This window comes from Nonomuraea sp. NPDC050404 (assembly GCF_040655495.1).
In the GTDB taxonomy this organism is placed as follows: Bacteria; Actinomycetota; Actinomycetes; order Streptosporangiales; family Streptosporangiaceae; genus Nonomuraea.
In genome coordinates this window covers 37,128-52,475 of record NZ_JBFAKB010000037.1, presented here as the reverse complement: position 1 = coordinate 52,475, position 15,348 = coordinate 37,128, and the positions used below count along the sequence as shown (strand labels likewise).

General features: G+C 69.8%; 10 protein-coding genes. 7 read left to right on the top strand and 3 right to left on the bottom strand.

Going from position 1 to position 15,348, the window contains the following annotated elements; translation table 11 throughout:
• Positions 1-37: 37 nt before the first annotated feature.
• Both AB0I81_RS55710 and AB0I81_RS55705 read right to left on the bottom strand, forming a co-directional pair.
• Positions 38-4,669 (bottom strand): DEAD/DEAH box helicase, encoded by a 4,632-nt coding sequence (locus AB0I81_RS55710; RefSeq protein WP_360677015.1) that lies wholly within the window; start codon positions 4,667-4,669, stop codon positions 38-40.
• Positions 4,670-4,672: 3 nt separating this feature from the next.
• The gene (locus tag AB0I81_RS55705) at positions 4,673-6,127 is read right to left on the bottom strand and encodes a hypothetical protein (RefSeq protein WP_360677013.1); all 1,455 of its coding nucleotides are present in this window, start codon (positions 6,125-6,127) and stop codon (positions 4,673-4,675) included.
• A gap of 724 nt (positions 6,128-6,851) precedes the next feature.
• Here AB0I81_RS55705 and AB0I81_RS55700 point away from each other — a divergent pair.
• The 7 genes from AB0I81_RS55700 to AB0I81_RS55670 all read left to right on the top strand — a co-directional run bounded on the left by AB0I81_RS55700 (position 6,852) and on the right by AB0I81_RS55670 (position 14,156).
• A complete protein-coding gene (locus AB0I81_RS55700; RefSeq protein ID WP_360677011.1) occupies positions 6,852-6,992 on the top strand; it encodes a hypothetical protein in 141 nt (46 codons plus the stop codon).
• A gap of 803 nt (positions 6,993-7,795) precedes the next feature.
• Positions 7,796-8,224, top strand: coding sequence for a DUF1524 domain-containing protein (locus tag AB0I81_RS55695; RefSeq protein ID WP_360677009.1), 429 nt, complete (start codon positions 7,796-7,798; stop codon positions 8,222-8,224).
• A 203-nt stretch (positions 8,225-8,427) separates the two neighbouring features.
• Complete coding sequence (locus AB0I81_RS55690) at positions 8,428-10,212, top strand: DUF11 domain-containing protein (RefSeq protein ID WP_360677007.1); 1,785 nt, start codon at positions 8,428-8,430, stop codon at positions 10,210-10,212.
• Between the two features lie 133 nt (positions 10,213-10,345).
• On the top strand, positions 10,346-11,704 hold the full coding sequence (locus AB0I81_RS55685) for a S8 family serine peptidase (RefSeq protein WP_360677005.1): 1,359 nt from the start codon (positions 10,346-10,348) through the stop codon (positions 11,702-11,704).
• Between the two features lie 276 nt (positions 11,705-11,980).
• On the top strand, positions 11,981-12,646 hold the full coding sequence (locus AB0I81_RS55680) for a hypothetical protein (protein ID WP_360677003.1): 666 nt from the start codon (positions 11,981-11,983) through the stop codon (positions 12,644-12,646).
• Between the two features lie 559 nt (positions 12,647-13,205).
• Positions 13,206-13,451: a hypothetical protein gene (locus AB0I81_RS55675; RefSeq protein ID WP_360677001.1), complete on the top strand. Its 246-nt coding sequence runs from the start codon at positions 13,206-13,208 to the stop codon at positions 13,449-13,451.
• Positions 13,452-14,156, top strand: a complete 705-nt coding sequence (locus AB0I81_RS55670; protein WP_360676999.1) for a class I SAM-dependent methyltransferase — start codon at positions 13,452-13,454, stop codon at positions 14,154-14,156.
• Between the two features lie 850 nt (positions 14,157-15,006).
• Here AB0I81_RS55670 and AB0I81_RS55665 read toward each other — a convergent pair.
• Complete coding sequence (locus AB0I81_RS55665; RefSeq protein ID WP_360677131.1) at positions 15,007-15,318, bottom strand: hypothetical protein; 312 nt, start codon at positions 15,316-15,318, stop codon at positions 15,007-15,009.
• Positions 15,319-15,348 lie beyond the last annotated feature (30 nt).

The following is a 15,348-nucleotide window of genomic DNA, read 5'->3' as shown; positions in this document are numbered from 1 at the left end:
AGCATGGCGTACACGACCGACAACTCCGCACATCGCTTCAGGGAGACGCGGCGCTCAGGTCGCGCAGCGCGCCCAAGACGTGCAGGGCCGCGCCGCGGCTCAGTTCGTCGTGGTGGCGTTCGTTGCGACGCGTACGCAGGCAGCCGTAGCAGGAGGTCTCGGCACCGCAGTCGCACGAGGCGACCCGGCGCAGCGCGGCCTCGACGACCACGTCGAGCGCACTGGCCACGCGCAGCGCCGCGCCGGCCCCGCCGGGCACCGTGTCGAAGAGGACCAGCCCGATGCGCCCGTCGGAGCCGGGGTTGACCGCACCGTCGAGGTCGTTCCTGCTGATCTCCATCCCGTCGGCCGCCCCTTCTAGCAGGGCGTACAGGGAGGAACGCCAGTGAGCGGCGGAGATCGAGTCTGGTCGCGGACTCGGCGACGTCGAGTCTGGTCGCGGACTCGGCGACGTCGAGTCTGGTCGCGGACTCGGCGACGTCGAATCTGGTCGCGGACTCGGCGGCATTGAACTCAGCGCGTCGAAGCGCAGCTCGGCCAGGTCGGTCTCGAAGCTGTGAGCCAGGGACCGCCAGCGCAGCGGCCCCGTGCACTCGACCTGACGCAGCGGGTTGACGTGCGATTTGGCCGCCTTGCCCCGGTTCGGCGTGCCCCAGCCGCACCAGTCGCAGATCAGGAAGCCGCTTCCGGCCGCTCCTTCCGACAGCATGACCAACCGTCCGCGCGACCCCGACCGGCACCACACCGACGCCCCGCCGGCGGAGGTCCACCGGCTCTCGGCGAGTTCCTCGCCGAGAGAGACGATGTGAGTGGAGCCGTGCCAGGCGCTCCTCGGCGGCGCCGTCCCCGGTTTCGCGGTCCGGTGATCGGCGACGAAGCCGAACTCGGGCACGTAGTACTGGCGCGGCGCGCCCTCGCCAACGCTGCCGCAGGCCGGGCAGGCCGTCTCCAGCGTATCGTCGCCCTCGCGGTAGTGCTGGCAGGTACGGCAGACCGCGTAGGTGCGGCTGATCAGCTCCCGCCCCGGCAGCCGGTAGACACCTGCGGAGCGCCAGAGCACGCCGCCGGCCACCACCTCGGAACCCGGGGCGTACTCGTAGATCGCGGTGGACAGGTCCCGGCTCAGCTCCAGCCTGGCGCCCACCTGGTTGTCGCAGTGTCCGGTACGCAGCTCGACGCTGTCGACGGGGAAGCCGTATTTGGGTAGCACGTTCCTGTTGGCGAGGTAACCGATCAGCGATCGGCGGGTCAGCGTGTTGACCGTTCGCTCAAAGCGGGCGGCCAGATCGCTGCGGCGCTTGTCGAAGGCATCCCTCCTGCGTTCCTCGAAGGTCTCGATGTCCGCCGCGAGCTCCAGCCGCACCTGCTCGAGCAGGTCTGCGAGGTCGCGCACCCACGCGCCCGAGCCGACCCCGATCTGCGCCTGCACGGGTGCGGGCAGCACCCGGCGCAACGAGCGGAGCACCCCGTCGGGCACCGGCGTGAGAAAAGCCTCGACCTGCGCGCTCGCGCCGGACAGAAAGAAGTCGCCCGCCGTCTTCCACACCGCCCCCGAGGTCTCCTTGGCGTGCCTGAAGAAGGCGGCCAGCGCCACGGAGTGCGCGTGCCGCCGGTCGATGCGGTCGTTGCCGAGCGGCACGTACGGCGCGCGCACCCGCCCGGCGATCATCGCCTCCGGCTCCTGATAGCGGGACAGATCGTGCGAGCGCCGCTGGGCGTAGGTCAGCACCAGCGCCGCCGAGCCGGTGCGCCGCCCGGCCCGCCCGGCCCGCTGGATGTAGTTGGCGGTGGTCGGCGGCATGTTGCGCAGCATGACCGCCTGTAGCTCGCCCACATCGACGCCCAGCTCGAAGGTGGTCGAGCAGGACAGGACGTTGACCTCGCCGCGCAGGAACCGCTGCTGGATGTCGGCGGCCTCCAGCCCGGTCCACTGGGCGGTGTGCTCCCTGGCCAGCAGCGGTATCGGCGCCATGGACCGGTACAGCGCCCGATGGTGATCGTCGAGATCGGGTTCCGCAGGCGCCAGAGCGCCCGCGCAGCCGAGCGTCGGGCAGACCCCGCGCACGGCGGCGGCGCTGATCCTGCGGCACAGGCCACACCGGTGGATCGTCCCGGCCGCCGACAGCTTCAGCCAGGTGTGATCGAGCTGGAAGACCTGGCCGAGCCTGGGCAGAGCCGCCGAACTCAGCCAGCCGTCGCGCAGCGAGGTGAGCAGCCTCCAGCAGCCGTCGAGGATCTCCCGCGCGTCCGCCTCGGACCCGAGCACGGCCAGCACCCTGCGCAGGTAGTCGAGCCGGCGGTTGACACCCCGCGTCGGCAGCCAGCTGAGCACCTTCAGCCTGGCCTCGGCGCCGTCGCCGCGCACGTAGATCGGACCACGGCGGGGATCGAACAGCTCGTCGCGCGGATCGACCTCCTCCGGCATGGTCAGCGCGCCCTGCCGGCGCAGCGAGCGGGCCAGCTCGCCCAGCAGCGACCAGCATTCCTCCGGGCTCAGCCCCAGCTCCAGCAGGGGAGCGGGCAGTCGCCAGCCCGGCTCCCTGTCGAGCTCGACCCGCAGCAACCCGAGTCCCTCCAGCGACTGGCGTTCGTCCATGGCCACCAGTTCGCGCATCACCCACAGCGCCACCGTGCGCCGCCGCTGCTGGCGCGAGGCGCGGCGCTCGAACACGCCCGCGTCCCCGGCCGCCCCGACCACCTCGTCCACCAGGTCGTCGACGGTGGCGTCGTCGTCGCGGCGTACGGCGCGGCCCAGACCGTCGAGGATCAGCTTGCGCTGCTGGATCTGGGCATAGCTCGACTCCAGGTAGGGAGCGAAGTAGGCGGCGGCCTGGCGGCTGTCGCTGAAGGTCAGCAGCTTGCGCCCGCCGCCCGGCCGGTCCTCCTGCTCCGGCATGGATGGCAGCGCCTGATAGAGCGTGGTGGCCAGGACCGCGGCCGCGGCCTCGTTACCGCTCTCGAACAGGCGGATCATCCCGGCGCCGCGCGCCCCGCAGGCCAGGCAGCCGCTGGGCGAGCTGGCCTTCGTCTTCAGCCGGCGTACCGGACGCAGTGCGCCACCGGTGCAGCAGGGGCTCTGCGCGGTCGCGTGGAGGGCGCCGCACCTGCCGCACAGGAAGGCGTCCTGTGCCTCGGTCTCCGGCCCCTCCTCCAGGGTTTCGTCGTCCTCGTCGGCAAGCTCGGGCGTGTCGCCGAGCAGCAGCCAGACCCTGGACTCCATCGCGCTCACCCTGGGGGTGAACCGCCGACCGGCCGGCTCGACCGCGCCCATCAGGTGAACCGCGCCGCAGCGCTTGCACGCGCCGAACTCGAAGACGGCGCTGGAGCAGGTGGGACAGCTCTCATGACGACCGAGCGCGACGTGCGGGCCGGTCAGGCAGGTGAAGGCACCCTCGGTGGCCCGAGCGAACAGGTGATAACGAGCCGACAGCACCGGACTGCCCGCGCCGTCGGTGATCCGCGCGCCCACCGCCACCAGCGCGGCCAGTGCCTCGTCCGGCTCCTCCTGACCTTCGAAGAGCAGCCGGGCCAGTTCGGTGACGGGCTTCGGTCCGGCCGCGAGGCTCCCGCGAAGGGTGGCCATCGCGTGCTCGCGGGCGAGAGCCGTGCCCGCGTGCGACATCCCGGAGCGGCGTACCAGCTCGGCCGCCGGATCCTCGCTCACGGCCAGCTTGCGGTAGTCGGCCGCGGTGAGCGGCCCCCAGAACGGCCCGGACGGCATCTCCACCCGGGTGGCGGTCACCAGGTCGGCATCGTCGAACGGCGTGTCGAACAACCGCGTGGCGAAATCCAGAACGGCCGGGCCCTCGTCACCGACCGTGGCGCTGGTCGCGATGGCCTGCAGCCTGCGCCCGGGCGCCACCCGGTCACGCAACCGGCGCAGCAGCATCCCGAGCTCCTCGGCCTTGGCGCCGTCGTACACATGCGCCTCGTCCAGCACCACGAACCGCCACCGCTCGGCGTGCTCGAAGAGTTCCAGGTCGTCGGGGCGGAGCAGCAGGTACTCCAGCATCGCGTAGTTGGTGAGCAGCAGATGCGGAGGGGTGGCCCGCATCTCCTCGCGGCTGAGCAACTCGTTGGGCAGCCGGGGCCGGCCGGGGTTGAGCTCCTCGAACAGGGCGGCACCCTGCTGGACCCGCTCAGGGGTGTCGCCCGTGTAGCGGCCGAAAGTGATCCGCGGCGCGGCGGCGAGCAGCTCCCGCAGCCGTTTGAGCTGGTCGTTGGCGAGCGCGTTCATCGGGTAGAGCATCAGCGCCCGCACCCCCGGCGGCGGGTCGCCCTCGGCGGTCAGCGCGGACAGGATCGGCAGCAGGAAACTTTCCGTCTTGCCCGAGCCGGTGCCGGTGGCCACCACCAGGTTCCGGCCCGTCGCCGCCTTGCGCAGCGCCTGCTCCTGGTGCAGATAGAGCGGCCGGTCCAGTGGGAGCGCCCTGCTGCCGAGTGTGGCGAAGGCGGGATCGAGCACCCCCTGGCCGATCAGCTCGCGCAGGGTCGCGCCCGTCCGATAAGGCGGGGTGGCTTCGAGCAGGGGCCCCTTGGTCAGCAGCGGGCTGGCCTCGATCTGCTCCGCGAGCGCCTCGGCGATCGCGGGCTCGCGCACGGGCAGCAGAGAGCGCAGGTACCGGCGGTAGGTGCCGGCGATGAGCGCGCTGGTGGCGAGGGGATCCATGGGTCAATAGTTGCAGAGCCAGGGATCTGACGTGGTTCCCAGTGGAGAGGACATTGTCGCGAGAGTGATATTTCGTACTCTGAGAGTGATTTCACCGTGCGCCAGCACGGTGTCACGCAGGCGTACAAGCGGATAATCGCCCCGGGCGTGCGCGGTCAGCTCCTGTACGGCGCGGCCACCCGCGATCACCTCAATGGGCGGGTTCACCATGCCTGGCAGGTCCAGCCGCAGCCACCGGTGCTCCGGCATCAGACAGGGCGGCGCCGTGTGCCACTGCCGATCCACGCGTACCCGCATGTGCGGTGGTCGCACGGTGAGCGGCAGCGTGCGGCCGGATGCCACGCAGGTGAGCGGGCACGTCGTTTGCGCGGCGGTGAGAGTGAGCGCCTGCGGCGTCGCTGTCAGCCCGGGACCGGTGTGGAAGGACACGTCAGCCGGAGCCAGCCCGCCTGCCTCGAACAGCCGGATCGGCGGGTCGTAGCGGACCCGCAGCCCCTCGGCGATGGTGACGGTGTGTTGTCCGGGCCGGCCGTCCGCACCCGAGATCGTCACGGTGAAGGTCCCGAGCAAGGGCCTGGGCAGGAGAGCCCACAGGTCGGCGGGGTCGGCCCGCTGCACCGTGTCACCAGCACGTCCGACCGTGACTCGCCAGTCTCCCCGCGGCAGCCACAGGGCAGGCGGTCCGGCCAGTACCGCGGAGCCGTCCGGTGCGCTGACGCCGCCGACGGCCTCACCCGGCAGCAGCCGTGGCCCGGCCCTGCCCCGTACCGGCCTCCTGCGGCTGTCGCCCCCGGATGAGGCCGCGGCCAGCCAGCTCCCGCCCTCCAGTGAGATCAGCGCCAGCCGCCAGTGTTCCCAGCCGAAGGGCAGTATGCCCTCGGCGATCGTGCGCAGCGGGCCGTCGGAGGTCAGCACGCCGTCACGAAGATGAGCGACCCAGACCGGACCGGGCGGCAGGTCCCCGGTCAACTCGCGGCCGTCCTCGGTGAAGACGAGCAGGTCCTCTCCCTCGGGCCCGGAGATACCCCCGCCGAACGGGTCGAGCAGGCGCCGGGGCGGCTCCGGCGCCGGTCGTCCGGCGTGCAGCATGATCGACTGTGTGGCGGTGGCCGCACGCGGCAGCTCGAAGAAGTCCAGCGCGGCCAGAAACGCCTTACCCCAACCCGCCGCGTTGCCCCGGCGCTTGGTGGCCACCCTCCAACGAGGCCAGAACGCCTCGCCGGCCGCCGCCATGCGGGTGAGCGAGATCGCCACGCAGGCCGGCCAGCGCACGGCGACCTCCTCGTGGCCATAGACGTGTCCGAGCGCTTCAGCCGCCGCCGTCGCCATCTCCTCGGGAACGTCGGTCTCCGACACCAGTGAGACTCGGCGCAGTTGCGCGGCCCACTGCTTTTCGAGCAGGTCGAGCAGGGCAATGAACGGCATCACCGGCGTGCCGGCACCCAAGGGGTCCGACATCCACGCTCCATGCCTCGATCTCCGTCCTGGAGAAGAGCAGCGAGATGGGGCATCACCGCCTATCGTAGCCGCGTTGGTGGCGAAGATCGGCAGCCCGGTCTCAATGCCCTTGTACAAACCGACCTGACGATCAGTTTGTACTCGGGCACTCTGGAGGCCGATACCGCACTGCGCGGTCGAACGCCATGTCGGCGGCCACGACGAACTCGGCCGCCTGGTGGCGTGGGAGGGTTCGATGCTCGCGGGCAAGACCAGAGACAGGATGCAGGTGGCGGTGGCGGTGGCGGCGCTGGCATGGCGAAGCGCTCGAGGTCTGATCATGGCGTTCTCCGGGGGTGCTGGGGGAGACCGGGCCTGGATGGCTGGTGAGCGCGGAACGATCAGGGGTGAGCGCTCGGAGATACCGCCGAACCGGTGCGGTTCAAATCAAAGGGACGTACGAGGATGCTTCCCGTCTTTGCGCATCGGCATCCGATCCGCTCTCGACTCAGAAACGCTACGTAATAAATAAGTTACACTGTGTAGTTTTACTGATTGGTATGTATAGCCCCGGGAGGTCTACGTGGTCAAGAGGTGATGCTGAGGCCGTATGGCCGGGCTCTGTCGCTTCGTGGCTGGCCGCGCCGAGCCGCGCGCCCGCTGCTCGCTCCGGGGCAAGTCGCACCGCTCGCTGTCCGGATGCTCGTCCTCTGGGAGTTGTGGGCGGTTGTCTCGCGCAAGGTGGGTGAACGCGGCCAACAATTGGAACTTCACCGCCGCGGACGTCTGTATCCAGGAATTGGCGGTGGTGTCGGCAGCGTCGGCCTGGACGGGCAATCACGGGAACACCTGCCTCAACGGCAACGTCATTGATCACAGCAACTAGGCGCACGCCGGAAGCCGAAACGCCATCCCAGTGGCGACGGCGCAGCGAGGTGACGTTCGGTTCGGGCTGTTCCAACCCGCTCCCGCAGTTCCTGATATCGAGGGGGTGGGCCGGTGGGCAGCCCGGGTCTGTCGGTGGGTACGGGTGTCAAAAATCGGCCGGTTCGGATACCGATCTTTGTGGTGATCACCCCTATGGGGCGGAAGTCGAGCCTGCCGGGCGGTGGCCAGCGGACGATCTCGCTGTCCAGTTTCTCGGCCACCCACCGGTGTGGCAGTGTCTGAAGCCCGCTGCCGGCATGGCGCTTGACCACCTGGACGGCGATCCCGCGCTGGGCGCCATGCCGGATCACTGTGTTGTCGTAGCCGCCATCGACCCGGGGTGGTCGTAGGCCGTCTGAGGCGGAAAGTCTTGTGGCCGGTACTCCCAGGCGATCCCATCTCGCACGTACAGGATGGCATTCACGATTTCCCGCAGGTCGTGGATCCGTGCTGCTGTGTCTTGACCTCGCCGGGCCGCTCGCCATGTCGCTGCGGCAGGGACGCCGAGAAGTCATACGAAGATCAACGATTGTGAATCCGCCGGTCGGCAGCGTCGGCACACCGTAGGAGGGCGCCACCTGGTGGGGCCTACGCTCCTGCCCGAGCATCCGGTGGTGTGCTCGCATGCGTGGCCCCGCGGGTCTCATGTGCACCACCGGACCGCCACGTCGCTGTCACTGCACAGCTAGTTCCCGCCCACAACCAGCAATGATTACTTAAAGTTGCTGCAAGTAGCTTAAAGTCACAATGTGCTGGAGGATCATGCATCTCCCCCTTCGATGCACTCTCACGGCGAACACCGCCGACACCCGCCGCGAGGTGCCGATCACCGAAGCCATCACCGTCGAGGATGCGGGCAAGCTCGACATTGACCACGTCGTGCCGCTGCCCGAAGCCTGGGAGTCGGGCACCTCAGCTTGGACCGTCGAGCAGCGCGTCGCCTACGCCAACGACCTGCAAGCCGTGCACCACCTGATGGCCGTTACCGCCTGCGGCAACCGGCAAAAGGCCGACCGCGACGTGGCCGACCGGCTGCCGCACCAGGAGCCGATCCGCTGCCGCTACATCGCCGAGTGGACCGCGATCAGACACCGCCGGCAGTTGAGCGTGGACGCTCGCGAGAAGCAGGCGCTGGTCTCCATCACCGTGAGCTGCCCAGACCTCCCGCTGGACGCCCAACCCGCCGTCTGACCGGGCCGTGGCACGACGAACTATGGCCTGTCGTCCCCGGGCCGGCGGGCTTCCCGCAAGGCCTCGGCGGCAGTGTCGCCGCATCTTGCCGGTGGCGGGCCCTGCGCTGCGACTCCCCGAACACCAGCCACGCGCTCCGCCGCGCCGGCCCTAGGTTCCGGCTCTCTTCGGCCATTCCCTCAGCCAGAAAGGCCCCGCCTGTCATGACCATGCCCCAACACCCCGCCCCGGGCGGCTGCCCGCAGCGGATCGCCCTGATCAACGGCAGCTTCGAAGAACCCGTCATCCCCACCACCGACGTGGACTTCCAGGACCAGAACGACGTGCCCGGCTGGTTCACCACCGCCACCGACGGCCAGATCGAGTTCTGGCCGCACGGCTACCGGGGCGTTCCCGCCGGCGACGGCAGACAGTTCGCCGAACTGAACGCCAACCAGTTCTCCACCCTGTACCAGGACCTGCCCACCACCCCCGGCACCCGGCTGTACTGGCGGCTGCTGCATCGCGGCCGTAACGGCGAGGACACCATGCGGGTGCAGATCGGCCCGCCCCCGGTCGGCGGGCAGGAGTTCGCCCCGAACCACGAAAGCGGCGACCTCACCGACGGCACCGACGCTTGGGGCGAGCACACCGGCGTCTACACGGTCCCGGCCGGGCAGAGCACCACCCGCTTCGCGTTCAAGTCCGTCTCGGCCGCCGGCGGTGACGCCACCGTCGGCAACTTCCTGGACGGCATCTTCTTCGGCACCGCGCCCTGCGTGGTGGTGAGCAAGACCGTCGCCCCCGAAACGGGAGCCGGGGTCGGCGACACCCTCACCTACCGCGTCAACCTCAAGAACGAGGGCGGCGTCCCCGCCGAGAACGTCATCCTGCGCGACGTCATCCCCGCCGGCACCGGCTACGTCGACGGCTCGCTGCGCATCATCGGCGGACCCGGCTCCGACGACAGGACCAGTGGCCGCAACGGCCGCTACGACCCCGGAACCCGCCGGCTGACCGTCCCTCTCGGCGAGGGCGCCGGCGACGGGCACGGCGGCGTGCTCGGCCCCACCACGGAGTTGCCCGACGGCATCACCGTCGAGTTCCGGGTCAGGGTGGAACGCGACGGCGCCGGTCGTGCTCTGGTCAACCAGGCCGAGGTCACCTACGACAACACCTACGGTGACGACGTCGAACATCTGACCTCGACCTCCAACACCTCCACGCACCACACCGCCCGCGCGGTGGACCTCGGCCTGGTCAAGGCCGCCGACCAGGTGCACGCCACCGTCGGCGAGGCCGTCACCTACCACCTGGCCGTCACGAACCACGGCCCCACCCAGGCCACCGGCGTCCAGGTCACCGACCGCCTGCCCGCCTCCCTGCGGTTCCTGTCCGCCACCCCCAGCGCCGGCGCCTACGACCCCGCCACCGGCCTGTGGAACGTCGGCACCCTGCCCGTGGGCGAGACCGCCCATCTGATCCTGCGAGCCAAGGTGACCCAGGCCGGCACCTTCCACAACACCGCCACCGCCCACGCCAACGAAACCCGCACCGACGTCCCGGTCAGCGCGATCAGCACCATCTGCGTACACGAACAACCGGACTGCATCACCACACCCGACACGGGCAGCGGAACCGGCGGTGGTGGTGGGACCGTCACCTTCGGCGGGGTCACCTACATGATCGTGCCCGGTCCGAACGGTCCTGTCCTGATCCCTGTTCAGCCGGGCACCGGTGGTGGCGGGGCCGGCGGCGGTGGGACCGTCACTTTCGGCGGGGTCACGTACATGATCGTGCCTGGTCCGAACGGTCCCATCCTCATTCCCGTCCAGCCCGGCACTGGCGGCATTCCTGTCCAGCCCGGCACCGGCGGCGGCTGGACCGGCGGCGGCATCGTCATCGGTGGGGTTCGCTACGTCATCGTGTGTGGGCCCAACGGTCCCTACCTCGTTCAGGTCGGCAGCGGCGGTGGCGGTGGCGGGCACCGCTACTGCGTCTGCGAGTAGCCGTGTCCCCGCTGTGATGATCACCTGGGTCCCTCCACTGAGGGCGGAGGGACCCGGCCATCGCCCCGGCCCGCCTTCCTCTCACATTCCTTCAGCGGTCCTGTGACCGCCTTCGCAGAGCAGGTGACCTCCCGTGCGTGTCCTGATCCAACTGCGCCCACCCCAAGACGTCGTCGCCTCGGTCCTCGATCCCGGCGTGGTCTCCACCGTCGCCGACGTGGCCGGCGACCTGCCCGGTGTCCTTCTCGACCAGACCTTCGACCCGGTGCCGCTGCCCGGCCTGGCCCCCATGGCCACGCCCCGCAGCGGTGGCCTGCTGGGCTCGCTCGGCGGCTCGCGACTGGGCCTGTCCCGCTCCGCCGAGCACGCCTCGGTGCTGGTACGCGGGGAGATCGCCGACGACGACCTGCCCACCCGGTGGAACCTGCTGACCTCGACCGTACGCGAGGTGACCGGCGTCTTCTCCGACCCGTCCATCGGCACCACCCTGGCCTGCGACGGCAATGTGCCGGTCGGCGACTGGCACGACGTCGAACGACTCCTGCACGTCGGAGAACTGCAGGCGAACGGTTACGACGGGGACGGCGTCCGGGTGGCGATCGTGGACGGCGGCATCAACTACGAACATGTCGCCGGCAAGCTCGGCCGCCCGTGCCTCATCGACGGCTACAACAGCTGGAACCCGCGGGGCACCGAGCCCGACCCCGGCCGCTACCCGGTCGGCCACGGCAGCCTGTGCGCGTTCAACACCCTGATCGCCGCGCCGAAGGCGGTCCTGCTCGACATCCCCATCCTGCGGACCCTCCAGTCCACCACGACCGGTCTGCTGTCGGACGCCGTGGCCGCCTACGCCCACCTGTGGCAGGTGCTGATGAACTTGCCCGAGGCCTCCCGCACCCTGGTGGTCAGCAACAGTTGGGGACTGAACTCCAGAAAGGACGATCTGCCGCCCGGGCATCCCGGCAACTACGCCGGCAACCCGATGCACCCGTTCAACGTCGCCCTCGCCAGCCTGGAGGTCGCCGGCGCCGACATCGTCTTCTCCGCCGGCAACGGCGGCCAGGACTGCCCCAACAGCAACCGCGACGCCTTCTACGACATCGTCGGCGCCAACGGCCACCCCAAGGCCGTCACCGTGGCCGGCGTCGACATCCACGGGACACGCGCCGGCTACTCCACCAAGGGCCCCGCCCGGCTGGCCGACAACAAACCCGACATCAGCTCCTACACCCACTTCCTCGGCTCTGAGGCCACCGAGTTGCGCGCCGACACCGGCACCTCCACCGCCTGCCCGGTCGCCGCCGGCGTCATCGCGGCCCTGCGCACCCGCCACCCCGGCTCGCACCTGTTTCCCTCCCAGCTCCGCACCCTGCTGCAGCGCACTGCCGAAGACCGCAGCACGGCCGGGTTCGACTACGAGTACGGCTACGGCATCATCAACCCGCCCGCCCTCATCGCCGCGCTGGACAAGTTCCGCCAGCGGGCCGCCTGAGCAACGACCGCAGCCCCGTGACCGTGATCACCAAGTGGGTGGCGAGCCTTGCCTTGCACGCACCGCGCGGGCGCGCTCCTCCGAGATGGGCTTGCGTCGTATCCACCACGGTTGAACGCACCGCGCGGGCGCGCTCCTCCGAGGTGGGCTTGCGTCGTATCCACCACGGTTGCACCGCGACCCGCATCGTGGGCGGCCGTCGTCTCGACCACCCGGCCGGGCGGCCGTCACCCCGGTCCAGACACACACCTGCAGCTCTCTCATGAAGGGAAACCCATGAAGTCCCTGCGTACCACCATCAAGATCGGTCTTCCGACCGGACTGTCAGCACTCGTGCTGGCCGGCGCCCTGCTCATTCCGGCATCGGCGGGCGCGGAGCCCGGCCCGGCGGCCCAGCCCGTACGAGCCGCGCAGGCCAGGCAGGCGCCCACGCCCGTGCCGGTGCCCCCGCCCGCGCCGGTCGCCGAGACGCCGCCGTTCGTCGACGACGGACGCCGCCATGTGGTGGAGAACGTCAAGACCAACGGCTACCTCATCCACTTCGGCTACTCCAATCCGGCATGCAACGACTTCGATCCCTGCCTCGTGCTGGCGTGGGAAGCCGGCGTGATCCCTCCGGCCAACGAGTGGTTCTTCGAGGAAGGGCAAACGCGGCGCGGCCACGTCTGGTTCCGCATGCGCAACGCCAAGTCCAACAAGTGCGCCGTCCCCGGCGGCTGGGCCGAGGGCCTGCCCAGCGTCGTGGTCAAGACCTGCGGCAGCAGCGATGAGTTCTTGTGGCGGGCCGAGCCCGACCGCACCGGCGACTGGCGCACCGTCAAGTTCGTCTCCTACACCACCAGCGACGCCATCAGGCCCGTCTACGGCAACAGCCCCAACGAATACACCGTCCTGCACGACGACGGCTACACCCCCAACTTCTATTGGTCGGTCTCCCGGTAGCTGACCAGCTCATCCCCGTGACCGGACGCGGACACCGCAGCAGGCCTCCGCGTCCGGCTACGACCGGGGACCCAGAGGAACGTCTCCTCGCCAGTGTGGGAAGCGTCCGGGGTGCTCTGGCCGCCGTCACTTTGTTGTCAGAGGTACCACAGAGCCCCGAGCTCGCAGCCGCGTGGAGCGCAGCTTGGGCGGTACACACGTCAACGCCAACTAAACGTATCTATGAAACTACTTTATGTAGCTGTGGTGAGGATAGTGCTGTGCCGTTCCGTCCCGCCATGGTGAGAAAAGCAAGCCGAGTGGCAGGAGGGACGGACACGATGGACGCGCGAGAAGTTGGTGCGGCATCGATGTTCAAGCAGTCCTGGGCCTTCGACTCCAAGCCACCCGCCTTCGACGTCGAGCAGTATGGCAGGGCGCTCTTGATCTGTGCTGCCGGCGACGGGGAGGTCACGCCTGCCGAACGTGACTGGATCATGGGTACTTCGCGGCCTTTGGCTGCAGCGACGACCTGCTCAAGCTGCTGTCCGCCTACACCGCCGATGAGACGATCGAGTCCGTGCTGGCCCAGAGCGGGTCGGTGGACGCCTCTAGCCGGGGCCTCATCCACGACGCCATCCGCGCCTGCTCGGCCGATGGCGAGCTCCACCCGGCCGAACTCGGCCGGATCCGGGCGATGAACCGGCTGCTCGGCCACCCCGAGAACCTGGTCGATGAGTGGATCGCCTATCACCGGCAGGAGGAGGCCATCCGGCTGCGGCGAGCCACGATGATCTGGCCTGACCCCGCCGACAAGCCCTACTGAGTGACCCCGTTGCGGTCCAACGGCAAGCCAGGCGTGGCAGCCAGCGAACGCTACGGCGACCACCTGTTCGCCCACGGAGCCGACGGCGAGCGTGACCGCCTGGCCGCGCTCGCCCAGGCCCTGGACGACGACACCGCCCAATGGCTCGGCCGGCTGCCGATTCAGCCGCACTGGCGCTGCCTGGACATCGGTGCCGGCCTGGGTGGTACCGCCGCCTGGCTGGCCGAGCGCTGCCCACGCGGCAGTGTCGTCGCCACCGACATCGACCTCACCCATCTGGCCCCGGCAGCCGAGCACGGAACCTGGCAGGCGCTGCGGCACGACGTCACCCGTGACGACTTCCCCCCGGCCGGCTTCGAGCTGATCCACGCCCGCTGGGTGCTGTCGCACCTGCGCGAGCGGGACGCCGTCCTGGCCCGGATGACGTACTCAATGATGCGGGCTTCACGGCCATGGCGGCATCCTCGGTGGGGTACCTCACCGAGTTGGGCGACGATGCCGCCCAAGCCGCGGATTTCCTGCTCGACATTCAGCTGGCCGGCTTCTTTTCCGATGCTGAAGAGACCGCCATGGCACGAGCCCGGTCCGCGTTGGCGAAAGCATTGCGCCGTTACGAGCGCGACAGCGCAGTACGACTACTTGCCTCGGCGTGGATCGTCACGGCCCAAATCGAGTGATGCGTCACAGCCGCTCCGCAGAAGATGAGGCATCCGAGATGCAAAGTCATTCCGAACGAACTCGGCTTCATCATTCGAAACAACCTGACATCCCGCAGGTCAGCGACTAGCCAGTAGGACGCCAGCGCACACTCGGCGCGTACGACCCGCCGGCCGCACGCGGCTGCGCCGCCTGGTCTCACGCGAGTTCACCGCCCGCCGGATAGAGCGCCTGCGCCACGGCGGGCCCGCCGAGATCGCCATTATGCGCAACACCCTGGAACCGGTGGAACCCGGCGGTGTGAGCATCCCGGCGGGCGCGCCCTGGCAGGTGAGATCGGCTGGCGGCCCGGCTTCAGGCGATCACTCACCGGACTGCCCGTCCGTACATCTCCGTCACCCTGACCACGTCCCGCCATTGGACGCATACGCCCGGTGTCACCGGCGCCACGCCGACCTCCTCCCTGCCTGACCACTCACAGCGTGCGACCTGGCAGGTGGGGCGAGTCTCGCGGCACGAGTCGTACGAAGGGGATGCGCCGTCCCACGGCTCGGAAGTCCGCCTCCGAGCCGTCGACGGCGTATCCCATCAGACGCGACCACGTAGCTGCCGGCTCGGGCGTCGTGGCCCACGACTTCGAGGACGACCTGGCGCCGTTTCCCGGTCACCCTGCCGACATGGTGAAGGATCATGATGCGCTGCCCGAACACCCACCCCGGACCGAGCCGGTAGAGGTACAGCGGAAGCCGGAACAGCAGCCGGGCGAGCCCGGCCGGCGGCCTTGCTTGCTTGATGATCACCATGGGTGAGCCCTTCTTTGCTCAGGGACGAGTCGCCGGTGGGACGTCCGGACCGATGAGCCGGTGGAGGACGGCCGCCGTGGACGTGATGGACGGGCCTACGCCCATCCCCGGTGCAGCAGCAGGCCGTCGAGGGCGGCCGTCAGGACCGCGGCCGTCGCCTCAGGTTCCGGGACGCAGTGCGTATCGAGCCAGCGGCCGAACTGCTGCCGGAACTCACCGACGAGGCCGCCGATCTGCCCGCGAAGCTCGTCGTCGCGTGTGGCCGCCAGATATGCCTCCGTGGCCAGCAACGATGCCGGATCCGCGCCGGTGTGCTGCTCCAGCGCGGCCAGCATCGCGTCCACACCGTCGGCCGGGGTGCGTGCACGGTCCGGCGCGGCCACCGCCTCGGCCAGCACCTGACGCATCACGCCGACGCCCCAATGCCATCTCGTGAT